This window comes from Pseudoduganella guangdongensis (genome assembly GCF_009857475.1).
GTDB lineage: Bacteria > Pseudomonadota > Gammaproteobacteria > Burkholderiales > Burkholderiaceae_D > Rugamonas > Rugamonas guangdongensis.
Genome location: NZ_WWCJ01000017.1, coordinates 26510 through 49080, shown reverse-complemented (window position 1 = coordinate 49080; position 22571 = coordinate 26510). Strand labels below are relative to the sequence as shown.

Sequence of the window (22571 nt, the reverse complement as noted above, 5' to 3'; positions counted from 1 at the left end):
CTAGATCATGTTTGCACGAAATTTCGCCTCCGTGCTGGCCGTATGCCAGTTTGCCATTCCCGTCCCAGCTTTAGCCGCCGCCGAAAGTGAAGAACCCAAGCGCCGTAGCCTGGCCGCCCATGTGGCGCGCCAGCCGCTGGCGCTTGCCCTCGACGGCCGCCTCGACGACGCCGCCTGGAACCAGGCCGCCAGCAACACGCGCTTTTTCCAGTACCAGCCGGAGGACGGGCGCGACGCTCCCGCACACCTGCGCACCAGCGTCAAGGTGCTGCTGGACCAGGACGCGCTGGTGTTCGGCGTGCGCGCCTGGAATGCCGATCCGGCCAAGCTGAATGGCACCCTGGCGCGGCGCGACAAGGTCGACCGCGACCAGGACTTCATCGGCGTGTGGATCGATCCCAGCGGGCATGGCCGCTCGGCGCAATTCGTGCGCGTCAACGTGGCCGGCGTCATGAGCGACGGCATTTACCGCGCCGACGAGGATGAGGACGACCTGGGCCCGGACTATCCGGTGGAAAGCGCCGTGCACCATCTGCCCGACGGCTATTCGATGGAGATCCGCTGGCCGCTGTCGAGCCTGCGCTTCCCGTACGGCGCAGCCAAGCCGTGGCTGGTGCGCGTCGAACGCAGCGTGCCGCATGCCGACGGCATGCTGCTCCTGAGCGCACCGCTGAAAAAGGAATCGCTGCACTTCATCGCCGAGATGGACGAGCTGGAAGGCATCGCCAAAGTGCTGCCGGAGATGCAGGACAAGCCGTTCTGGGAACTGCGCCCGGAACTCACGCACCGTGTCCACGACAATTACGGCAAGGGCAGCAGCCAGACCAGCGTCGGCCTCGACATCAGCGCCCGCCCGCGCGCCGACTGGGTCTTCAACGCCACGCTCAACCCCGACTTCTCGCAAGTGGAGATCGACGCCCCGACCAGCAACGGCACCAGCCAGATCGCCTTGAGCCTGCCGGAAAAGCGCCCCTTCTTCCTGGAGAGCGCCGACGTATTGGGCATGCGCCTGCCCGCCTTCTACTCGCGCACCATCGCCGAACCGCGCTGGGGCATGCGCGCCACCTGGCGCGGCGCCGCCGCCGACGCCACCGCCCTGGTACTGAGCGACCGCGCCGGCGGCGTGGTGATGCGCGGCGCAGCCTACGGCACCGACGAGTACGTGAATGCCGGCGACAGCAAGGCCACCCTGCTGCGCGCCCGCCGCCATGGCGAAGCAGTGGTGGCCGGCGCCTTCCTGTCCGACCGCGACTACGGCAAGGGCGGCCGCAACACCGTGCTCGGCGTGGACGGCCAATGGCGCCTGCCCGCAGGCCGCGAGGGCGGCGGCAACACCCAGTTGCTGTGGACCGCCATGAGCTCGCGCACCACCTCCCGGTTCGACGACGCTGGCCGCAGCCACGCCACGCACGCCCGCACCAGCGGCTACGGCTACGGCCGCCTGAACTACAGCTCGGACGACTGGTTCAACATCGCCCAGCTCGAAGTCATCGGCAGCAACTTCGCCAACGACAACGGCTTCGTACCGCAAGCCGGCATCATCAAAGGCGACGTCGAGCTGAACCGCCGCATGGGCGCGCACAAGTTCGGCCCGCTGCAAGCCTACGAGACCGAGCTGCACCTGGGCCTGCGCGAAACGCGCACCCTGGCGCACGAAGTAGTGGAACGCTGGGTGCGACCCGGCATCTGGCTGTTCGCCGGCCGCCAGACCCGCTTCTGGGCCAATGCCGGCTTCGACCAGCAGCGCGCCCATGCAGGCGGCCGCCTGCACCGCGTGCATGCCGCGCATGTGGGGATTGAAAGCTCGCCCTCGGCCCGCTTCGTCAAATTGGAAGGCGAACTCACGCTCGGCCGCCAGCTCGACACCGACGCCGATGCGGTCGGCAAGGGCGGCAACCTGGAACTGGAAGCCAGCCTGCGCTTCCCGCTGGCCGGCGGCTGGAGCCTGGAATCGGACCACCGCTGGAACCGCGCCTGGGTCAAACACGACAAGCTGCAGGACTTCAGCGACAGCGGCTGGCGCTGGGTCGGCACCCTGCACGCCACCCCGCGCGACGCCTTGCGCGTGATCGTGCAGAACACCTCCGCCCAACGCCAGGACCGCATGCCGCACCTGATCGAAGCGGAAGACGCCCACTACCGCCACCGCTCGCTGCTGTACAAACGCACCACCCGCCACGACCGCATCGTCTCGGTCGGCGCCACCACCGACGCCAACGGCGCCCTGCCTGGCGCCAACAAAGGCCTCACCCTCAAGGTGCAGTGGGGCATCTGATAGATTCTAGCCGCGGACTTTTCTTTGCTTGTCGCGGTACATCGTGCGGTCGGCTTTGGCCAGCACGTCGGCCACTGAGCTGCCGTCGCCGGGGAAACAGGCGTCGCCGATGCTGGCGGTGACGCGCAGGGTCTTGCCTTCCCAGTGCATGGGCTGGCCGATCCGCATCGAGAGCGCCAGGCGCAGGCTGTGCAGGCGATCGGTGCTGCCATGGGCGAGCGGGATGGCGATCACGAATTCGTCGCCGCCCAGGCGCGCCACCATGTCTTCGCTGCGGATCAGGCCCGACATCCGGCGCGCCACCTCCACCAGCACCGCGTCGCCGGCGGCATGGCCATGCGCGTCGTTGATCGGTTTAAAGCCATCCAGGTCGATGTACAGCAGCCCCACGCTATTGCTGCCCAGGGTGGCATTGGCGCACAGCTCCTGCATGCGGCGCTCAAAGCGCAGGCGGTTCGGCAAGCCGGTCAAGTGGTCGTGTTCAGAGATGTGCTGTGAATGGCGCTGCTCATTGCCCGCATCCTCCAGGTCCTTGCGCAGCATGTGCTTGAGCAGGAAGGCCTGGCGCGAGAACTTTTCGCGCGCCAGCATCGACAGAATCCCGATCAGGTTGGTGCTGGTGAGGAAGAACAAAATCGCCACCAGGGCGCTGCTTTCCGGCCGCCGGTGCAACTCCTGCCAGCCGATGGCGATGGCCGCGTAGCCGGCCGTGAGCGACAGGCCCAGCACACTGGCCGCCAGCGGCGTCACATAGCTCCAGGTATACAGCGCGGTGGTGACCAGGGTCAGGCCGGCATAGTAATGGGTCCACGACGCCTCACCCGGGAGGGCGGACGCAATGATCGCCACCACGCCCACTCCCCACAGCGCGTGCAGGCCGATGGTCAGCGAGCCGTAATGGCGCTCAAACCACTGCCGGTCCTGCCAGGCGCGCAGCAGGCAGGCCAGGGTAGCCAGCAGCACCACCGTGCGTACGCTCCAGGCAAAGCCGAGCGCGCCGGGCAGGGCCCAGATATCGATCACACCGAAGCAGACATATAACAGCATGCAAAGGATGGACGCCTGGCTAAACGAGCGAAACTTCGCCGGCACGATGTCCTGCTGATAGTTTTCCTCCAGCGCTGGCGGGAAATCATTGGCCGCCGCCGGAGGGCGCCGGGCCGGGAAAAACTGGGTAGGGAGTGAAAGTGTGCGCACAGCCGATTCCTCGATGGAATGGTTGGCGAAGTCTAGGCCGGGATCAGGAAGTTGCGCAGGGGTAAGGCGCGAGGTTCGATGCAGTATAGCAATTCGGGGTCAGGTCTGACAATCGGACATTTATTGCACTCCGTGCAATAAATGTCCGATTGTCAGACCTGACCCCGAATTTTGACCCCGAATTTCTCAGAAGCTGCGGGCCAGGCTCAGGGAGAGGGTGCGGCCGCGGCCGGCGAAGTAGGAGGCGGCGTCTTTGTAGCTGGTTGATTGTGGGTAATAACCAACATATTGGCGATCGGTCAGGTTTTCCAGGCCGAGGCCGACTTTGCCCCATGGGGAGTCGACGCTGCCGGCCAGGTCGACCAGGGTGTAGCCCTTGAAGTGCTCTTCCAGGATGGCGGTGCCGACGCTGCGGCCAATGTTGATGTCGCGGTCTTTCAGCTTGGTCGCTTGCAGGCGCAGGTTGGCTTTCGGCATCCATTGCCAGTTGGCGCCGGCGACCAGCTTGTCCGGGCCTTGCGAGCGGGCGCCCAGGGCGACGTCCATCGGAGCGCCGGCGGTGGCGGCGGTCTTGCCCAGGGTGCGCGAGTAGGAGCCGAAGGCCGTCAGCGTGCGCGCCGGGCGCACTTCGCCGGAGACTTCCCAGCCGCGCACGGTGGTCGGTACGCGGTCGAGCTGGCCGATGCCGGCGGAATTGATGCGCAGGGCGGTGCCGAGCTTGGAGCGTGAATCGTAGAACGAGGCGCCCACATTGCCCAGCGCGCCGCGCCAGTTGACGCCGATCTCGTTGTTGCGGGTGACTACCGGTTCCATGTCGAACAGGCTGGCGACGGATTGGCCCGGGCGGTTCACCGCGCGCAACACCAGGCCCACATCCGGCAGGCCGAAGCCTTCGGCGCTGGAGACGAAGGCCGACCAGTTCGGGCTGAAGCGGTACACGGCGCCGATATTCTTCACGTTCTTGGTGAAGGCGCGCTGGCCGCCCTGCACCAGGCGGCTGCCGTAGGCGGCCAGGGTGGTGTAGGTGTCGACGTTCAGCTTGGCGTCTTCATGGCGCACGCCGCCGCGCACGGTCAGCGCGCCGATCTCATATTCGAGCTGGGTGAACGGGGCGACCGAGGTGAAGTCCAGGGTCGGCACCCAGGTGCGGCCGGTGCCGGCCAGCCATTGCTTGGTGCGGTCGCGCAGGTAGTCCAGGCCGGCGGTGAATTCCAGGCCGTCGATCACGGTGTTCGGGCGCACATAGGTCAGCTTGGCGCCGTATTTGTCGGCCACCACTTCGGACTGGTCGAACAGCTTGCCCGCCGGCGCCAGCGTCACATCCTGGAAGGTGGCGGTATTGGTGGCGCCGTACAGGGAGGCGAAGTCCTGTTTGAACAGCTGGGCATTGAAGGAGCCGCCCAGCACGTCGTTGTGGCGGTATTCCAGGCTGCTGGTTTCCACCTTGTTGCGCGGCGGGGCGCCGACCGGGGTGCCCGGCGTGGAACTGGTCGGGGTGCCGCTGGCGAAGTTGGCCGGCACTTGTTTGTAGTCGCCGTCGCCTTCCATGCGGAAGCGGTTGACGGTCAGCTGCAGGCGCTGGTCGCCGAAGTTCTTGCCGATTTTCAGGAACAGGTCGGTCCCTTCGGAGTCCATGGTGTCGCCCTGCACCGATTCGATGCCGAGCGGGCGGCCCTTGCCGTCGTAGCCCAGGCCGCGCTGCTGGATGCTGCCGAAGGCGAGCAGGTCGAAGCCGCCGGATTTGTGCTGCAGGGTGTAGCCGGTTTTCCAGTCCAGGCTGTCGTGCCGTAGTTGCGACGACAGGCGCGCGTTCACGCTGTGGGTGGTGCCTTCGCCCTTGGGCGATTTGGTGATGTAGTTGACGATGCCGCCGGTGGCGCCCATGCCTTGCATGGCGGAGGCGCCGTTGATCACTTCCACCCGTTCGATGATGGCGGTGTCGGCCACATAGCCTTCGCGCATGCCGCCGCGCAGCGGGTTGGTTTGCGGTACGCCGTCCAGCAGGATCAGGGTGCCGCGCCCGCGCAGCGATTCGCCGGTGGAGCTCATTTTCTGACGGCTCGGCGCGTAGCCGGGGATGTAGGTGGCGAGGGCGGCGGATGGGTCGTCGGCCAGCAGGTACTGGGCCTCGAGTTCGCGCTGCGAAATCACGGTGACGGCGCCGGGGATCTTGTCCACGCTCTTGCTGTTGCGGGTTGCGGTGACCACCACTTCGCTCAGCGGGGCCTCGCTGGTCTGGGCTATTGCGGCGTGGCCGGAGGCGGCCAGGCAGGCCAGGGCGACGGCGCGGGTGAGCGGATGCAGGGTGGTCATCGAGTAATTCCTAAACAGAAAGATACAAAAAACAGGACGACAATGATAATCATTCTCATTTATAATTTCAATTAATTTATTGCTGGTTCTTTTATCAATGCTCACCGGTTTGCTGCGCGCGCGCCTGCGCGACCTCCACTTGTATGCGTCCCTGCTGTTCGGGGCGCTGTTCGTGCTGGCCGGCCTGACGGGTGTGCCGCTGGCCTGGATGCATGAACTGGATGCGGCGCTGAATCCGGCCCTGCTGCACTCGCGCCAGGCCGAAGGCTTGCCCGCTGCGGCGCCGACGCCCGTGCAGGTGCAGGCGGCGCTGGACAAGCTGTCCGCCATGCCGGGCTACGGCAAACCGACGCAGCTGATGCTGCCGCATGCGGCGGACGAGGTGTATGTGGCCTGGTACCGCCAGCCCAGGAAGGACAAGGGCGCTTTCGCGACCGATGTGTCGCGCCAGGTCATGCTGGACCGCCATTCGCTGCAGGTGCTGGGTGAGCGCAACTGGGGCGAGTTCGGCGTCAGCCGTCCCCTCCTGATGCCGTCCCTGTTCCACCTGCACCGCTATCTGTTCGCTGGGGAGGTGGGCAAGACGGTGATCGGCATCAGCGGCCTGTTCCTGACCATTACCTCGCTGCTTGGCCTGGCGCTGTGGTGGCCGAAGCATACGCTGGCGAGCCTGGGCAAGGCGCTGACCGTGCGCGGCAAGGTGACGTCGCGCCAGTTCAACTATAGCTCCCACCGCGCGGCGGGCTTCTTGATGACGCCGGTGCTGGCGGTGCTGGGCTTTAGTGGCCTGGCCATGAACCTGCCGGAGTGGGTGCGTCCGGTGGTGGGCGCGGTGGCGACGCTGGAGCCGAATGCCAAGCCGGCCAACGGCCCGGCCGAGGGCCGCCAGCCCATCAGCGTGTCGGCCGCGCTGGAAGCGGCGCAGCAGCATTTGCCGCAGGCCCGCCTGTCGCGCGTGGCGCTGGGCTCGGCCAAGGCGCCGTATGAAATCCGCATGCGCCAGCCGGGCGAGGTGCGCGAGGGCGATGGCAGCACGCGCGTGAGCGTGGATGCGTTCAGCGGGGCGGTGCTGCGGGTGCGCGATCCGCTCAAGTCGGCGGCGGGCGATACCTTCTTCAACTGGCAGTATCCGCTGCATACGGGCGAGGCCTTCGGCTTGCCGGGGCGGGTGCTGGTTTCGGTGTCCGGCCTGGCGCCGCTGTTCTTCATGGTTACCGGCCTGGTGCTGTGGCTGGGGCGGCGCGCCATGCAGCGCAAGGCGCGCGCGGCGGCGCTGGCGGTGGCCGCTCCTGCAACAATACGACATACTGCGGCGGCCTGATTGCGCTAATCTGGCCTTTTCAAGGGAATCCTTCATTGCCCCATGAATCGCGCCATTGTCACCACCGATCACGTTACCGCGACACTGTTGGCCCACGCCCCGCAAGGTGTGGCCGCCGGCCAGCCTTTGCAGCTTGGTTTGCAGTTGGTGCATAAGGATGGCTGGCATACCTACTGGAAAAATCCCGGCGACTCGGGCTTGCCCGTTACGCTGAAGTGGACCCTGCCGGCGGGCAGTTCGGCCGGCGATATCGCCTGGCCGGTGCCGCAGCGGCTGCCCTATGGCCCCCTCATGAATTATGGCTACGATGGCACGGTGCTGCTGCCGGTGCCGGTGCGCGTTGGCGCAGGCGCCGCCGGGCTGGATGTGAAACTGTCGGCGGAGTGGCTGGTCTGCAAAGATATCTGCCTGCCGGAGTCGGGCGAGTTTGCGTTGCGGCTGGCGCCCGGGACGCCTGTGCTGGCGTCGCGGACGGCGTTCGAGGCGGCGGCTGCCGCCGTGCCGCGTGGCGTGGCCGGGGCAAAGGTGGCGGCGCGGGTGGAGGGGGCGGCGGTGGAGTTTACCGCTGACGGCTTGCCGCCGCGCTTGCGTGGCAAGCAGCTCTTGTTCTTCCCGGAGGAGAGCGGTGTGTTCGAGCATGCGGACGCAACCACCCAGCGCTGGGCGGATGGGCGGCTGGTCCTGCGCGCGCCGCTATCGGCCATGCGTAGCGAGAGTCCGCCAGCGCTGAAGTTTGTGCTGGCCGAAGCGGGTGTTCCGGGCGGCGTCGCGCTCTCGGCGCCCGTTGCAGCCTGGCCCGGTCCAGCCAGCGCGTCCGGCGCTGCGGGCGTGGCGGGCACGGCGCCGGTAGCTGCGGGCGCGTTGGATACGGGCGGCGCGGCGGCTTTGCCGCTCATGCTGCTATTCGCCTTCCTCGGCGGCGCCTTGCTCAACCTGATGCCGTGCGTGTTCCCGGTGCTGTCGCTGAAAGCGGTGGCGCTGGCCCAGCGCGCCGAAGGGCGGGGGCGCCAATTGGCGGGCGGCATCGCGTATACCGTGGGCGTGGTGGCGAGTTTCCTCGCGCTGGCGGGCGGCTTGTTGGCTTTGCGCGCGGGCGGTGCGCTGGTTGGCTGGGGCTTCCAGCTGCAATCGCCGCTCTTCATCGCCGCGCTGGCGCTGCTATTCACCTTGATCGGTTTGAACCTGCTGGGCGTGTTCGAGGTCGGCACCTTGCTGCCCGGGCGCGTTGCCGCCTACCGCGCCCGCAACCCGTTGCTGGATGATGCGCTGACCGGCGCGGTGGCGGTGGCCATCGCCTCGCCGTGCACGGCGCCGTTGATGGGGGCGGCGGTTGGTGCGGCGCTGGCGGCGCCGTGGCCGCAGGCATTGTCCATCTTCGGTGCATTGGGGTTGGGGATGGCGGCGCCTTACCTGGCCTTGAGCGCCTGGCCTCGGCTGGCGCGAGTCATGCCGCGTCCGGGGCCATGGATGGTGCGTTTTAAGGCCTTGCTGGCGTTCCCTATGTTTGCCACGGTGGTCTGGCTGGCCTGGGTGCTGGGCCATCAGGCTGGCGTCGATGGCATGGCGGCGCTGCTGGTGCTGCTGCTTGCCGTCAGCCTGGCGACGTGGCTGTGGTCGGGCATGGGGGCGGCTGCCGGGCCGCGCAGCGCGCGCAGGGCGGCTGCCGCGGGCGGCGCGGGAGTGGCGCTGCTGGCCGGAGCGCTTGCCTGGAGCCTGCCGCTGCTGCGGGACGAACCCGCAACCATCGCCACGGTGCCAGCAGCGGCCGCTGGCGCGCCGCAAACCGGCCAATGGCAGCCCTGGTCGCCGCAAGCGGTGGCGCAGGCGCGGGATGCGGGCCGGCCGGTGTTTGTCGACTTCACCGCCGCCTGGTGCATCACCTGCCAGTTCAACAAGCGCACCGCGCTGAGCGACCCCGCCGTGCTGTCAGCGCTGGCGCAAAAACAGGTCCTGCTGCTGCGCGCCGACTGGACCAGCCGCGATCCGCTGATCGCGCAGCAATTGCAGGCGCTCGGCCGCAGCGGCGTGCCGGTGTATGTGCTGTATGGCGACAAGGGCGGCGCGCCGCAACTGCTGCCCGAAGTGCTCAGCGCGGATGCCATCCATAGCGCGCTGTCCCGTTTGTAGTCTTTCTTCCCAAGGAGGTGGTTATGAAACAACTGGCATTGAGTGCAGTACTGGCAATCGGTTTCGCCGCCAGCGGCGCGGCCCTGGCGCAAGTGCAGATCGGCCAGGCCGCGCCCGCATTCAGCGGCACCGACACCGCCGGCAAGCAAGTCGCGCTGGCCGACTTCAAAGGCAAATACGTGGTGCTGGAGTGGGTCAACCCCGACTGCCCGTTCGTGAAAAAGCACTACAAGAGCGGCAATATGCAGGCCACCCAAAAGCATGCTGCCGCCAAAGGCGCGGCCTGGGTCAGCCTGAATACCTCGGGCGCGGCGGGCGATCCGAAAACCGCCGCCAGCCTCGGCGCCTGGACCAAAGAGCAGAAGGCCGTGATCAGCAACCTGGTGCTGGACAAGGGCGGCATTGGTCGTTCCTACGGTGCCCGCACCACGCCGCATATGTATGTGATCGATCCGGCGGGCAAGCTGGTGTATGCCGGCGCGATCGACAGCAAGCCAAGCTCGAATGCGGACGATATTCCCGGCGCGACCAACTATGTGATCCAGGCGCTGGACGAGCTGGCGGCGGGTAAGCCCGTCAGCAAGCCGGTCACCCAACCCTATGGCTGCACCGTGAAATACGACACGGCCAGCTAAATACGCAGCCGGGCAGCGCGGGGAAGTTGCCATTCGTTCACAAATCGGTCACACTGGAATCTGTGAGATTGTGTGAGATTTGTGAGCGGCGGCATGATGAATGGGCTGGACCTGAACCCGGCAGTATTGCTGGACATTATCAACCTGCAGACTGACATTGCCCGCCAGGGCCTGGACCTGGGCGGCGTGATGCAGCTGGTCTGCCAGCGCGCCGGCGCCCTGTGCGGCGCCAATGCCGCCATCGTCGAACTGGCGGAAGGCGAGGACATGGTCTACCGCGCCACCGCCGGCCTGGCCGAGGCTTCGCTCGGCCTGCGCCTGCGCCGCAACGGCAGCCTGTCCGGCCTGTGCGTGGCGCAAGACGCCATCCTGCGCTGCGACGACAGCGAAACCGACCCGCGCGTGGACCGCGAAGCCTGCCGCAAAGTGGGCCTGCGCTCCATGCTGGTGGTGCCCTTGCGCCACGAAGGGCAGAGCGTGGGCGTGCTGAAGGTGGGCGCGCCGCAGCCCAACGCCTTCGGCCAGGAGCAGGCGCAGATCCTGGGCCTGCTGTCCGAGCTGATCGGCGCCGCCATCTACCACGCCGTGCAATACGAATCGAGCGACCTGTATTACCGCGCCACCCACGACGCCCTGACCAGCCTGGCCAACCGTGCGCTGTTCTATGACCGCCTGCGACAACAATTGTCGCAGGCCAACCGTGGCTGTGGTAGCGTGGCTGTGGTGAATGTCGATATGGATGGCCTGAAAGCCATCAACGACACGCTTGGCCACCGCGCCGGCGATGCCGCCATCTGCCAGGTGGCCGAGCGCATCGCGCGCGAGCTGCGCCAGGAAGACCTGGCCGCCCGCCTGGGCGGTGACGAGTTCGGCATCCTGCTGTGCGGCGCCGTCGACCGCGACGGCGTCGGCAAGAAATGCAGCACCTTGGCCGGCGCCATCAGCGCGCCATTTGAATTCGAAGGAAGGCCCCTGCGCCTGGGGGCCAGCATCGGCTACGCGCTCAGTCCCGACGATGGGCGCGACATGACCCAGTTAATGGAATTGGCAGACCAGGCCATGTACCGTGTGAAGCAGGCGCGTAAGGCGGTGGCAGCGTAGTTTTACCGCAACGATTCAGTCAGGTATTGCTATGAGGGAATGAAATAGCAACTACTATTGCTTTTGTGTACCATCTGACATGAAAGTGAGGGACCCATGAAACGCTTCACCTGGCTGGCTTTGCTGGCTTCCGCATCGGTCCAGGCGCAAGATGCGCCAGCGGCCGGCCCCTCCCTGACCACCACGGTGACCTTTGCCAGCCAATACGTGTCGCGCGGCATCCGTCAAACCTGGGACAAGCCGGCGCTGCAGGTCGGCGCCGACTATGTCCACCCGCGCGGCTTTATCGCCGGCACCTGGGCCTCCAACGTCAGCGACAAATTCGTGGAAAAGGCCAAGCTGGAATGGGACCTGTACGCAGGCTATTCCGCCACCGCCGGCGACCTGGGCTACAGCATCATCCTGTACCAGTACCTGTACCCGGGCGCCAAGGTCAGCTCGACCGACTCCACCTTCAACTACACCGAGCTGTCGCTGGGCCTGACCTACAAGGCTTTCTACGCCAAGTACAACTATACGGTGAGCCCGCACTTCTTCGGCATTACGCACGGTCGCGGCACCGGCTACCTGGACGTGGGCATGAACCACGACCTGGGCGCCGGCTATACGCTCAACCTGCATGCCGGCGATGCGCGCGTGGGCGGCGCCGGCAACGAGATCTGGGACTGGCGCGATGCCAAGGTCGGCGTGACCAAAGCGTTCGAGGGCGGCTGGACGGTCGCCGGCGCCGTCACGCGCGGCTGGGGCGCCACCAGCGCCTACCGCGAATACACCAACGGTGTGCCGGATGCCGCCGGCCGGCTGGCCTACTCGAACACCGAGAAGGCTACGTTGGTAGTCACCATCGCCAAGACTTTCTGAGGAGCGCCGCATGCTGTCTAAATTATCGCTGAATGCGAAGATCTGCATTGCAGCCACGCTGCTGGTGATCATCAGCCTGGCCGTCACCGCCACGGTGACCGGCATTAAGAGTAGCCGCACGGCGGAGAAGGATGCCATGGACCTGGCGCGTACCCAGGCCGCCGCCGCCGCGTCGGCGCTGCAGTCGCGCATTGGCCGCAACCTGGCCACCATCATCCAGCTGGGCGCCTCGCAGCGCGCGACGCGCGGCGCCAAGCTGCCGGTCTCGCGCGAGCAGACCGGCGAGATCACCAAGGCCGCCTTGTTCAGCTCCGACGACCTGATCGGCGCCGCCGTGACCTGGGAGCCGAATGCGCTGGATGGCAAGGATGCCGACTACGCCGGCAAAAAGCCGGAATACGACGACACCGGCCGCTATATGCCGTACTACACCCGCGCGGCGGGCGGCGGCGTGAATATCGAGCCGATCGTGTTCGACCCCAAGCCGGGCGCCAACGACTGGTACGACATTCCCAAGAAGACCGGCAAGGTCTTCTTCACCGAGCCGTATGCCTATCCGGTCGGCGGCAAGGACGTGCTGATGGCATCCCTGGTGGCGCCGATCATGATCGACGGCCAGTTCCAGGGCACGGCCAGCGCCGACTTCATGCTGACCAAGCTGGGCGAAATCCTGAAAGAGATGAAGTCGATCGAGGGCGGCCGCCTGTCGCTGGTGTCGAATGGCGGCCTGTACGCCAGCAATCCGGCCGAGGCGCTGGTGGGCAAGCCGGCCGAGGATATTCCCAAGGAGGGTCTGGACAGCATCCGCAACGGCAAGCCTTATGAGTACGAGGACAAGCAGGGCATGGCGCACCTGATCCAGCCGCTGGTGCTGCATCCGGATATTGCGCCGTGGGCGGTGAAAATGAGCTTCCCGCGCGCAGTGGCCACGGCCTCGGCGCGCGAGCTGCTGACCTACACCTTGCTGGTGTCCTTGCTGTGCGCAGTGGCCACCGGCTTCATCCTGGTGGCGGTGGTGTTCCGCCTGACGCAGCCGCTGCGCGAACTGGGCACGGCCATGTCCGGCCTGGCCAGCGGCAATGCCGACCTGAGCGCGCGTCTGGAGGTGCGCGGCAACGACGAACTGGCGGTGATCGGCAGCGGCTTCAATACCTTCGTCGGCAAGATCCACTCGGTGCTGGCGCGGGTGCGCGAGTCGTCCGACAGCGTGGCCGTGGCCAGCAAGGAAATCCGCGAGGGCAATTCCGACCTGTCGGCGCGCACCGAGCAGCAGGCCAGCGCGCTGGAAGAAACGGCGGCCACCATGGAGGAGCTGACCAGCACCGTGAAGCAGAACGCCGACAATGCGCGCCAGGCCAACCAGATGGCGGCGCGCGCATCGGAAGTCGCGTCGCGCGGCGGCGAAGTGGTGGCGCAGGTGGTCGACACCATGGCCTCGATCAATGAGTCCTCGCGCAAGGTGGTGGACATTATTTCCGTCATCGACGGCATCGCGTTCCAGACCAATATCCTGGCCCTGAACGCGGCGGTGGAGGCGGCGCGCGCCGGCGAGCAGGGGCGCGGTTTCGCGGTGGTGGCGAGCGAGGTGCGCAACCTGGCCCAGCGCAGCGCGGCGGCGGCCAAGGAGATCAAGGAATTGATCGGCAACTCGGTGAACCAGGTGGAGGCGGGCAGCGCGCTGGTGGCGCAGGCTGGCAGCACCATGGAGGAAGTGGTGTCCAGCGTGCGCCGCGTGACCGATATCGTGAGCGAGATCAGCGCGGCCAGCGGTGAGCAGAGCCACGGCATCGGCCAGGTCAACGAGGCCATTGGCCAGATGGACGGGGTGACGCAGCAGAACGCCGCGCTGGTGGAGCAAGCGGCGGCGGCGGCGGAGAGCCTGCAGGAGCAGGCCGCCACGCTGGTGGCGCTGGTCGGCGAGTTCCGCCTGGCGCAGAGCGAGACGGGGTCCGGCCCGGCGGCGGCAGGCGCCACGGCGCGCCGTACGCTGGCGCTGCGCGGTTAGCGGCAGCGCGCGGCCGGCCCTACAGCCGGCTGGACGGCCAGGTCGGCTTTTTGTCGGCCTTGGCCGGGGCGCCGAAATCGCGCACCGACAGCATGCGCTCGGCGCCCACGCAGTTGACGGCAAAGCCGTTGCGGCCGGCCGCTTTCACGCAATACAGGGCCTGATCGGCCGCCAGCATCACCTTCTCGACATCGGCCGGCAGCTCGGTGGTGAGGGCGATGCCGATGCTGGCCGTGACTTCCAGCGCCTTGCCGTTCACGTTGAACGGCGCCTTCATGGCGGCCACCACTTTCTCTCCCAGCAGGTTGACGTCGTGCGCGGCGTCCAGGTGCTCGAACACGATCACGAATTCGTCGCCGGCGATGCGCGCCACGGTATCGGTGCTGCGTACGGCCTGGCGCAGGCGATCGGCAAACTGCACCAGCACTGCGTCGCCGGCCTGGTGGCCGTGGTTATCGTTGATGTCCTTGAAATGGTCGATATCCAGCACGGCCAGGCCGATCTGCTGGCCGGCGCGGATGGCGCGCTTGAGCGCCTGCGGGAAGAATTCATCGAACATGCGGCGGTTGTGGGCGCCGGTCAGCGGGTCGGTGGTGGCCAGGCGCTGCAGGTTGCGTTCGGCCGTCTGGTGCTGGCGCGAGACCTGGTAGAAAGCGCGGCTGAGCTGGCCGAATTCGTCGCGCCGGGCGGAATTGAATTGCTCCACGTCGCCCTCGGCGCGCCCGAGCGCGAGCACGCGCCCGTACAACTGGTACAGCGGCGCCAGCATGGCGCGCATCAGCCACCAGCCGAGCAGGCCGGCCAGCAGCGCCGCGAGGGCGGCCGTGCCCAGCGCGCGCAGGCGCACGCCGTCCATGCCGGCGAACACGTCTTGCAGCGGCATGGCCAGGGCGATGGTCCAGTCCACCCGTTTCAGGCGCGTGTGCGCCAGCATGGTGGCGCGGCCCTGGTCCTGCAGGTCGACGCGCCAGCCATCCGGGCCGGACAGGGCAGCATGGGCCAGCGAGCCGGGCGCCTCGCGCGCCAGCAGGCGCGTGGGGTCGGGATGGTAGACCGTGGTGCCGTCGGCCGCCACGATGAACAGTTTGCCGGACGCGTGGCCGCGCAGGGCCTGCAACTGGCCGGCGAAAGCGGGGCGCTGCAGGTCGATGGTCCCGACCAGCACATAATCGATGGCGCCGGCCGCGCCCAGCACCGGTTGCGTGACCGCCACCACCGGGCGGCCCGTCAGCACGCTGCGGAAAGGGGCGGACACCACGCTGTCGCGCACCGCCAGCGTATCGCGGAAGAACTGGCGGCCATGGCTATTCAGCTTGCCCACCATGCGCCGGTCCTGCAGGTTGGCGATCAGCTGGCCGTGGCGGTCGAGCGCGGCAACATTGGCGAACTCATCACGCAGGCCGCTGCGCTGTTCGAGCTGGGCCTGCACCTGGCCATGCGGCACTGGCGTCGCCTGCAAGCCTTCGGCCAGCACGCGCAACACTTGCTGCTTGGAGCTGATGTCGCGGTCCAGGTAGGCGGCGGCGCCGGCCAGGGTCGCCATTTCCTGGTTGCCGATCACCGCGCGCATTTCGCGCTCGGCCACGACCAGCGAGGCGCCGCCCACCAGCACGGAGGCGAGCATGACCATCAGCACCAGCAGGGCCGTGATCTTGAATTTGAATGTTTGATAAGGCGGAATGCGGCGCATAACCTTCTCCAGCGGAGAGACTGCAGGCGAGGGTTTGGCCAGTTGGGAACAGTGCGCGGGTGTACGGCGCAGCGCAAGTATATAGCAAATTATTGCCCGCTGACAAAGAAGGGCGCAGCAGTGGGTTTATGTTAACATCCGGGCTTGTATAGACTGGCCGGAGAACCACGTGCAGCACCCGATTCGCTTCTATAAAAAATCCGCTGGCGGCCTGGGCTCGCTGCATGGTACGGCCAAGGCGCTGCGCAGCAACGGCGCGCTGCCGGCGCTGAAAGTGCTGCCGCGCCTGAATCAGCCGCTGGGCGTGGATTGCCCGGGGTGCGCCTACCCCGATTCGCCCAAGGACAAGGCGGTGGATTTCTGCGAGCAGGGCGCCTGGGCGGTGGCGCATGAAACCACGCCGCGCCGCGCGCCGCCCGAATTCTTCGCCGCCCACACCCTGGCCCAACTGCGCCAGCGCAGCGAAGCGGAGCTGGAGGGCTTTGGCCGCCTGACCGCGCCCATGCTGTACGACGGCGCCAGCGACACCTACCGCGAAGTGGCGTGGGAGCAGGCCTTCCAGCTGGCCGCGCAGGCCCTGCGCAGCCTGGATTCGCCGCAGCGCGCCGTGTTCTACGCGTCCGGCCGCAGCAGCAATGAAGCCGCCTTCCCCTACCAGCTGTTCGCGCGGGCTTTCGGCACCAATAATATGCCGGACTCCTCCAACTACTGCCACGAGTCCTCCGGCATGGCGCTGGGCAGCACGCTGGGCGTGGGCAAGGCCACCATCACGCGCGAGGATTTCGAGCATGCCGAGGCGATCTTCGTCTTCGGCCAGAACCCGGGCACCAACCACCCGCGCATGCTGGGCGACCTGCGCGAAGCGGCGCTGCGCGGCTGCCGCGTGGTGGTCTTCAACCCGATGATCGAGCCGGGCCTGCGCAGCTTTGCCGACCCGCAGTCGGCCAAAGAAACCCTGACCGGCCACGGCGCCCGCATCGCCACCGACTATTTCCAGGTGCGCGTGGGCGGCGACCTGGCCGCGCTGACCGGCATGGCCAAGGCCGTGCTGGAGGCGGAAGCTGCGGGCGGCAAGGTGCTGGACCATGAGTTCATCGCGCGCCATACCAGCGGCTTCGAGGCCTTCGCCGCCACCGTGCAAGCCCAGCCGTGGGAGCAGGTGGAGGCCGACAGCGGCCTGTCGCGCGCGCAGATCGAGCAGGCGGCTGCCGTCTATATCACCGCCAAAGCGAGCATCGCCACCTGGTGCATGGGCCTGACCCAGCACGAATACGCGGTGGAGACGATCCAGGCCCTGGTCAACCTGATGCTCCTGCGCGGCAATGTGGGCCGCCCCGGCGCCGGCCTGATGCCGGTGCGCGGCCACTCCAATGTGCAGGGCGACCGCACCGTGGGCGTGACCAACCGCCCCAAGCAGGAGTGGCTGGACGGCCTGCAGCGCGTGTTCGGCTTCACCCCGCCGGCGGCGCACGGGCTGGACGCGGTGGCCGCCATCAAGGGCATCATGGACGGCTCGGTGCACGCCTTCCTCGGCCTGGGCGGCAATTTCGCGGTGGCCGGGCCGGACACGCCGCGCGTGCTGCAGGCCATGGAAAAACTGCAGCTGACGGTTCACATCGCCACCAAACTGAATCGCACCCACCTGCACCCGGGCCGCGTCGGCCTGCTGCTGCCATGCCTGGGGCGCACCGAGCGCGACGAGCAGCCCGGCGGCCCGCAGTTCGTCAGCGTGGAAGACACGGCCAGCATGGTGCACGCCTCCACCGGGCGCGGCGAGCCGGCCAGTGCCAAGCTGCGTTCGGAGCCGCATATCGTGACCGAACTGGCGCGCGCCACCCTGGGCGAATCGGCCATCCCGTGGCAGGCCATGGGCAGCGAATATGCCACCACGCGCTCGCTGATCGAGCAGGTGGCGCGGACCGCCGTGGCGGGCTTTGAGCAGTACAACGAGCGCATCGCGCAGCCGCGCGGCTTCTACCTGCCGAACAGCGCGCGCAACCGCGACTGGCGCACCGCCAGCGGCAAGGCGCAGTTCACCGCGCTGGAGCTGCCGCGCGACACCATCATGCGCCGCGCCCGCGCCCAGTACGGCGAGCAGGTATTGTGCCTGGCCACCGTGCGCGCACACCGCCAGTACAACACCACCGTCTACCGCGACAGCACGGGCGAGGTCGACCGCTATCGCGGCGTGCACCATACGCGCAAGGTGCTGTTCATCGGCGCCGCCAGCATGGCCAAGCTCGGACTGCGCGACGGTCAGCTGGTCGATATCCACGCCGCCGCGCCGGACGGCATTGCGCGCCAGTGCAATGGCTACCAGCTGGTGCAGTACGACGTGCCGGAAGGCGATGTGTTCGGCTATTTCCCGGAACTGACCCCGCTGATTTCGCCCGACCTGATGGCGCGCGGCTCCAAGACGCCGGCCTTCAAGGAAGTGCCGGTGCTGCTCAAGCCTGCGGAATAATCGGCTCCTCGTGGTGCATCGGCGCATCGAGCGGGATCGTGATGCGGAAAGTGGTGCCCACGCCCGGCACGCTGTCAACGTGGATCTTGCCGCCTAAAATCGTGGTGACGATGTTGTGCACGATGTTCAGGCCCAGGCCTGAACTGCCTTCGCTCATGCGGGTGGTGAAGAAGGGGTCGAAAATGCGGTTGATATGGCTGGCGGCGATGCCGGCGCCGTCGTCGCGGATCAGGATCTCGGCCGTGTCGCCCTCCGGCACCGGCACCGTGATCGACAGCTTGCCATGGTTGCGCTGGTGGAAAGCATGCTGCAGCGCGTTGTCGACCAGGGCCACCACCACCTGGCCCAGCGGGCCGGGATAGCTGTCCATGGCCACCAGCGGCGCCATGTCCAGCACCACTTCATACGGCGTTTTGCGCAGCACCGGCGACAGGGTGTTGAGGTTTTCCTGGATCACCGTGCCCAGGTCGAATTTGCGCCGCTGCGAGCTGGCGCGGTCCACCGCCACCTGCTTGAAGCTCGACACCAGGCGCGCCGCGCGCTCGATATTGCGCGTCATCAGCTCGCTGACGCCTTCCGCCTCCTCCAGGAATTTCGCCATGTCCGAGCGCCGCAAGCCGCTCTCATAACTGGCGCCCAGCGCTTTGACCTTGTCGCCCAGGGTGCTGGCGGCAATCAGGCTGTTGCCGATCGGCGTGTTCAGTTCATGCGCGATGCCGGCCACCATCGAGCCCAGGGCCGCCAGCCGCTCGCTGCGCGCCAGCTCGTCCTGCGCGTGGCGCGCCGCGCGCGTGCGTTCCTCCACGCGCCGCTCCAGCGATTCGTTCAGGGCCGCCAGCTCCTGGTACAGCACGGCCTTTTCGGCCAGGCCGGCCAGGATGTTCTCGCGCATCTCGTTGATCTTGTTGGCCAACAGGTCCAGCTCCGTATTGCCGCCGTGGCGCAGCTGCAGCGGCGTGCTGCCCAGGTTATCGATATTCAGCTGGCCCACGTAGTCGCTCAGTTGCCGCAGCGGCTTGCCCAGCAAGTGGCGCACCACCAGCGTGAAGATGAACCACAGCGCCAGGGTCTTGATGACCGAGTTCACCAGGATCAGCACAAAGCCGTACTGCACCTGGCTGACCACGATGCGGCGGTTGGAGTACACGGTCCATTTGCCGATCGGCTGCAGGGCGCCATTCTCCAGCGGGTAGGAGATCGGGAATTCGCGGCTGAACACCTCGCCGAACAGGCCGTCCTCGCGCACCGGCGGCGCCAGGCGGCCGTCGGCCTGGGCCTGCATATGCTTGCCCTGCTCGTCCAGCACGGTGCCGACGGCGCGCACCAGCTTGCCCTGGTCGTCCACCACCTTGATGCCGACCACGATGGGCAGCTCCTTCATGCCGGCCAGGATGCCGCGCATGATGTCGTCGTTGAAGCGCCACATGGCGTCGGCGATACCGGGGCCGAAGGTGTGCTGCATGGCCTCGATTTCGCGCTCGACGCGGGTGCGCGTGTGCTTGTATTCGGCCGTCAGCTGGAAGGCCGTCACCACCACCGTCACCACGAAGTAGCAGCCGAAGATGATGCGCAGCAAGCGGGCGGCAATCGAGCGGGTCATTTGTTAAATCGGCACGAAGGGAAGAGGGCGCCCGAAAGCGTCGCTAACTGGTTGAAAGTATAAGCTTTACAACGCCCTTTTTCCCTGATTGTTGCAAAACTGTAATACAGATTAAGGATTTTTCATCGTACAATGGCAAGTTTTTCACAAGTAGAATTTTTACAGGATTGCCGTGTCGACAGATGTAAGCTACTTCCAGGCTCGTCTCGGGGCCGTGTTTTCCGTGGCCGGCGCCGCGCCGGAGCTGGGCCTGGGCCTGGTGCTGGACGAGGTCCAGCCGTCGCCCAATCCGCAAGCGTTTGCCCTGACTTTCCAGGGGCCGGGGGCGCCCGAACTGGAACAGCAGACCGTGGAACTGCTGCGCGAAGGCGATGCGCCGCTCGCCATCTTCCTGGTGCCCGCCGGGCGCAACGCCGGCGGCATGCAGTACTACGCCGTATTCAATAACTAACCCCACCGGAACTGATATGACAACGCCTTACCTGGGCGAGATCAAACTCGTCGCGTTCAATTTCCCGCCCAAGGGCTGGGCCTTCTGCAACGGCCAGCAGCTGCCAATCAATCAGAACCAGGCCCTGTTTTCCCTGCTGGGGACGGCCTATGGCGGCAACGGCCAGACCACCTTCGCCTTGCCCGACCTGCGCGGCCGGGTGCCGGTGCACGCCGGTTTCGGCGGCGAGATGATCATGGGGCAGGCCGGCGGCGCGGTGGCGCACTCCCTGATCCAGAGCGAGCTGCCGGCCCACCAGCATGCCATGAAAACCAGTATCGCCGTCGCCAACTCGGGCGACCCGGCGGGCGCGCTGCTGGGCCGCAAGGGGCGGCTGGGGCGCGATATGTTCAACGGCGCGGCCAATACCATGATGGCGCCCGCCACGGTGGCCAGCACCGGCGGTTCGCAGCCGCACCAGAATATGCAGCCCTACCTGGTGCTCAACTTCGTGATCGCCCTGCAGGGCGTTTTCCCTAACCGCACGTAAAGGAGTCTCCATGTCCGATCCTTTTGTCGGCGAAATCCGCATGTTCGGCGGTAATTTCGCACCCAACGGCTGGGCCTTGTGCGACGGCCAGCTGCTGCCCATCTCAGAGTACGAGACCCTGTTCAACCTGATCGGCACCACCTATGGCGGCGACGGCCAGAGCACTTTTGCGCTGCCGAACATGCAAAGCCGCGTGCCCCTGCATGTCGGCTCGCTGGCGGGCTACACCTTTCAACTGGGCGAGATGGCCGGGGTGGAGGAGGTGACCCTGAACACCACCCAAATCCCGAGCCACTCGCACCCGGTGCTGGCCAGCACGGAGCGCGGCAGCGGCGTCTACTCCAACCTGACGGGCTATCCGGCGGCGACGGTCGGCGCGGGCTCGGGCGTGTACGGCCTGAGCGACGGCGGCACCCAGGCCATGGCCGTCAGCGCCATCGCCGGCACCGGCGGCTCGCAGCCGCACACGAATATGGCGCCGTACACCTGCGTCAATTTCATTATTTCGCTGTACGGCGCGTTCCCGATCGCGAACTGAAAGGTAAAGCATGAGTTCTCCATTTGTGGCGGAAATCCGTATGTTCGCCTGCAACTTCGCGCCCCAGGGCTGGGCCACCTGCGACGGCCAGTTGCTGCCGATCTCGCAGAACACGGCGCTGTTCTCGCTGCTGGGCACGGCCTATGGCGGTGATGGCAAGTCCACCTTCGCGCTGCCGGACCTGAACGGCCGCATGCCGATGCACCCGGGCCAGGGCCAGGGCTTGTCGCTGCGCTTCCTGGGCGAACAGGGCGGCGTGGCGTCGGTGACGCTGACCGAGGCGGAAATTCCGCACCACACCCACCAGCTGCAAGCCATGACCACGGCCGCGTCGCAGGTGGCGCCCGGCCCGTCGAGCGGCTTCGCCAAGAACGCGGCGGGCCAGGTGAACCATGTGTTCAGCCAGACGGTGGCCGGGGCGCAGGCGGTGAGCGTCAACCCGGTATCGGTGGCCGGCGCCGGCCAGGCGCATAACAACCGCCAGCCTTACCTGGGCATGCTGTTCTGCATCGCGCTGCAGGGCGTGTTCCCGCAGCGCTGGTGAGCGGCGTGCACGGCCTCGCCTTGCGCCCTGAAACGGCGGCCGACCGCGCCTTCCTGCGCGCGCTGTTCGCGGCCGTGCGCGGACCGGAGCTGGCCGAGGGCGGCCTGGACCCAGCCACCGTGGACGCCTTGCTCGACCTGCAGTGCGCGGCGCAGCAGCAGGCTTTCCGCCACAGCTACCCGGGCGCGCGCTTCGATGTGATCGAAGCCGATGGCGCGGCGGTGGGGCGGCTGGTCGCGGCGCAGCAAGCGGACGGCCTGCTGCTGGTCGATATTGCCCTGCTGCCGGAATGGCGCGGGCGCGGCATCGGCAGCGCCTTGCTGCGCGGCCTGCAGCAGCAAGCCTCGGCGGCACGCCTGCCGCTGCGGCTGAACGTAGTACTGAACAATCCTGCCGAGGCGCTGTATCGCCGCCTGGGCTTTAAAGAAACTGGGCTGGCCGGCATGCACCGGGCCATGGAATGGGAAAACAAAATGGGAGAACAATCGTGAGTGAGCAAGCTATTTCGCGCCGCGCCTTGCTGAAGGCGGGCGGTGGTTCGTTGCTGGCTGCCGGCTTGGGGCTGGCGGCCAAGCCGGCAGCGGCGGCGGACGCAGTGGCGGCCGGCGACTTCGCCTGGACCCGCGCCCTGGCCGAGAGCCTGGTGGGCCAGTCCTTCTGGCTGAACCATCCCGAGCACCGTGCGCTGTCGCTCACCCTGCAGGCGGTGGAAACCGCACAGCTGGCGCCCGAGGGCGGCGGCGCCTTGCAGTTCTATGTGCTGTTCAGCGCCGCCGCCGTGCCGGCCATTCAGGCTGGCAGCTACGAAATCGAACACGAAGCCACCGGCCGCCAGCTGCTCTTCCTGCAGCCATCCGCGCGCCAGGGCGCCCGCGTCACGCTGCGCGCCGACTTCAACCTGCAGGCCTGAGGACAGACCC

At 67.1% G+C, this 22571-nt stretch carries 18 protein-coding genes; 14 read left to right on the top strand and 4 right to left on the bottom strand.

The window, feature by feature from the left end; translation table 11 throughout:
• Nucleotides 1-7 precede the first annotated feature (7 nt).
• Nucleotides 8-2275 carry a DUF5916 domain-containing protein gene (locus GTP41_RS20425; protein WP_161027428.1) on the top strand — a complete coding sequence of 756 codons (2268 nt, stop codon included), beginning with the start codon at nucleotides 8-10 and terminating at the stop codon, nucleotides 2273-2275.
• Between the two features lie 6 nt (nucleotides 2276-2281).
• On the opposite strand, the gene GTP41_RS28010 is transcribed toward GTP41_RS20425, so the two are convergent.
• Nucleotides 2282-3472 (bottom strand): diguanylate cyclase, encoded by a 1191-nt coding sequence (locus GTP41_RS28010; protein ID WP_161027427.1) that lies wholly within the window; start codon nucleotides 3470-3472, stop codon nucleotides 2282-2284.
• Nucleotides 3473-3658: 186 nt separating this feature from the next.
• A complete protein-coding gene (locus tag GTP41_RS20415) occupies nucleotides 3659-5785 on the bottom strand; it encodes a TonB-dependent receptor (RefSeq protein ID WP_161027426.1) in 2127 nt (708 codons plus the stop codon).
• Nucleotides 5786-5882: 97 nt separating this feature from the next.
• Here GTP41_RS20415 and GTP41_RS20410 point away from each other — a divergent pair, with 97 nt between their 5' ends.
• The 6 genes from GTP41_RS20410 (at nucleotide 5883) to GTP41_RS20385 (ending at nucleotide 13835) form a co-directional block, all read left to right on the top strand.
• Nucleotides 5883-7106, top strand: a complete 1224-nt coding sequence (locus GTP41_RS20410; protein WP_161027425.1) for a PepSY-associated TM helix domain-containing protein — start codon at nucleotides 5883-5885, stop codon at nucleotides 7104-7106.
• Between the two features lie 42 nt (nucleotides 7107-7148).
• Nucleotides 7149-9233 carry a protein-disulfide reductase DsbD family protein gene (locus GTP41_RS20405; protein ID WP_202419821.1) on the top strand — a complete coding sequence of 695 codons (2085 nt, stop codon included), beginning with the start codon at nucleotides 7149-7151 and terminating at the stop codon, nucleotides 9231-9233.
• A gap of 23 nt (nucleotides 9234-9256) precedes the next feature.
• Nucleotides 9257-9868, top strand: coding sequence for a redoxin domain-containing protein (locus tag GTP41_RS20400; RefSeq protein ID WP_161027424.1), 612 nt, complete (start codon nucleotides 9257-9259; stop codon nucleotides 9866-9868).
• A 93-nt stretch (nucleotides 9869-9961) separates the two neighbouring features.
• Nucleotides 9962-10969, top strand: a complete 1008-nt coding sequence (locus GTP41_RS20395; protein ID WP_161027423.1) for a sensor domain-containing diguanylate cyclase — start codon at nucleotides 9962-9964, stop codon at nucleotides 10967-10969.
• A 96-nt stretch (nucleotides 10970-11065) separates the two neighbouring features.
• A complete protein-coding gene (locus GTP41_RS20390; protein ID WP_161027422.1) occupies nucleotides 11066-11830 on the top strand; it encodes a TorF family putative porin in 765 nt (254 codons plus the stop codon).
• Nucleotides 11831-11840: 10 nt separating this feature from the next.
• Complete coding sequence (locus GTP41_RS20385) at nucleotides 11841-13835, top strand: methyl-accepting chemotaxis protein (RefSeq protein WP_161027421.1); 1995 nt, start codon at nucleotides 11841-11843, stop codon at nucleotides 13833-13835.
• 19 nt (nucleotides 13836-13854) lie between these two features.
• Here GTP41_RS20385 and GTP41_RS20380 read toward each other — a convergent pair whose 3' ends face one another.
• Nucleotides 13855-15525: a sensor domain-containing diguanylate cyclase gene (locus tag GTP41_RS20380; protein ID WP_161027420.1), complete on the bottom strand. Its 1671-nt coding sequence runs from the start codon at nucleotides 15523-15525 to the stop codon at nucleotides 13855-13857.
• A gap of 169 nt (nucleotides 15526-15694) precedes the next feature.
• Between GTP41_RS20380 and GTP41_RS20375 the strand changes: the two genes are divergently transcribed.
• On the top strand, nucleotides 15695-17989 hold the full coding sequence (locus tag GTP41_RS20375; protein ID WP_161027419.1) for an FdhF/YdeP family oxidoreductase: 2295 nt from the start codon (nucleotides 15695-15697) through the stop codon (nucleotides 17987-17989).
• On the opposite strand, the gene GTP41_RS20370 is transcribed toward GTP41_RS20375, so the two are convergent.
• Nucleotides 17973-19589, bottom strand: a complete 1617-nt coding sequence (locus tag GTP41_RS20370; protein WP_161027418.1) for a sensor histidine kinase — start codon at nucleotides 19587-19589, stop codon at nucleotides 17973-17975. The two genes, GTP41_RS20375 and GTP41_RS20370, sit on opposite strands and share 17 nt — an antisense overlap.
• Nucleotides 19590-19761: 172 nt before the next feature.
• Here GTP41_RS20370 and GTP41_RS20365 point away from each other — a divergent pair, with 172 nt between their 5' ends.
• From GTP41_RS20365 to GTP41_RS20340, 6 genes are read left to right on the top strand one after another with little or no spacing between them, the layout of a single operon-like run.
• Entirely contained in the window at nucleotides 19762-20040 is a 279-nt protein-coding gene (locus tag GTP41_RS20365; protein WP_161027417.1) for a DUF6916 family protein, read from the top strand.
• 16 nt (nucleotides 20041-20056) lie between these two features.
• Entirely contained in the window at nucleotides 20057-20569 is a 513-nt protein-coding gene (locus GTP41_RS20360; protein ID WP_161027416.1) for a phage tail protein, read from the top strand.
• Nucleotides 20570-20579: 10 nt separating this feature from the next.
• A complete protein-coding gene (locus GTP41_RS20355; protein ID WP_161027415.1) occupies nucleotides 20580-21107 on the top strand; it encodes a phage tail protein in 528 nt (175 codons plus the stop codon).
• 10 nt (nucleotides 21108-21117) lie between these two features.
• Nucleotides 21118-21651 carry a phage tail protein gene (locus GTP41_RS20350; protein ID WP_161027414.1) on the top strand — a complete coding sequence of 178 codons (534 nt, stop codon included), beginning with the start codon at nucleotides 21118-21120 and terminating at the stop codon, nucleotides 21649-21651.
• Nucleotides 21648-22142, top strand: a complete 495-nt coding sequence (locus GTP41_RS20345) for a GNAT family N-acetyltransferase (RefSeq protein WP_161027413.1) — start codon at nucleotides 21648-21650, stop codon at nucleotides 22140-22142. Before GTP41_RS20350 ends, GTP41_RS20345 begins: the two co-directional genes overlap by 4 nt.
• The gene (locus GTP41_RS20340) at nucleotides 22139-22561 is read left to right on the top strand and encodes a DUF6916 family protein (protein WP_161027412.1); all 423 of its coding nucleotides are present in this window, start codon (nucleotides 22139-22141) and stop codon (nucleotides 22559-22561) included. The genes GTP41_RS20345 and GTP41_RS20340 overlap by 4 nt, the downstream gene beginning before the upstream one ends.
• Nucleotides 22562-22571: the final 10 nt, after the last annotated feature.

Bases quoted from the DNA above. Each gene is read 5' to 3' on its own strand.
- GTP41_RS20425 (WP_161027428.1), top strand. From the start codon at position 8: ATGTTTGCACGAAATTTCGCCTCCGTGCTGGCCGTATGCCAGTTTGCC.
- GTP41_RS20415 (WP_161027426.1), bottom strand. From the start codon at position 5,785: ATGACCACCCTGCATCCGCTCACCCGCGCCGTCGCCCTGGCCTGCCTG.
- GTP41_RS20410 (WP_161027425.1), top strand. From the start codon at position 5,883: ATGCTCACCGGTTTGCTGCGCGCGCGCCTGCGCGACCTCCACTTGTAT.
- GTP41_RS20405 (WP_202419821.1), top strand. From the start codon at position 7,149: ATGAATCGCGCCATTGTCACCACCGATCACGTTACCGCGACACTGTTG.
- GTP41_RS20400 (WP_161027424.1), top strand. From the start codon at position 9,257: ATGAAACAACTGGCATTGAGTGCAGTACTGGCAATCGGTTTCGCCGCC.
- GTP41_RS20395 (WP_161027423.1), top strand. From the start codon at position 9,962: ATGATGAATGGGCTGGACCTGAACCCGGCAGTATTGCTGGACATTATC.
- GTP41_RS20390 (WP_161027422.1), top strand. From the start codon at position 11,066: ATGAAACGCTTCACCTGGCTGGCTTTGCTGGCTTCCGCATCGGTCCAG.
- GTP41_RS20385 (WP_161027421.1), top strand. From the start codon at position 11,841: ATGCTGTCTAAATTATCGCTGAATGCGAAGATCTGCATTGCAGCCACG.
- GTP41_RS20380 (WP_161027420.1), bottom strand. From the start codon at position 15,525: ATGCGCCGCATTCCGCCTTATCAAACATTCAAATTCAAGATCACGGCC.
- GTP41_RS20370 (WP_161027418.1), bottom strand. From the start codon at position 19,589: ATGACCCGCTCGATTGCCGCCCGCTTGCTGCGCATCATCTTCGGCTGC.
- GTP41_RS20360 (WP_161027416.1), top strand. From the start codon at position 20,057: ATGACAACGCCTTACCTGGGCGAGATCAAACTCGTCGCGTTCAATTTC.
- GTP41_RS20355 (WP_161027415.1), top strand. From the start codon at position 20,580: ATGTCCGATCCTTTTGTCGGCGAAATCCGCATGTTCGGCGGTAATTTC.
- GTP41_RS20350 (WP_161027414.1), top strand. From the start codon at position 21,118: ATGAGTTCTCCATTTGTGGCGGAAATCCGTATGTTCGCCTGCAACTTC.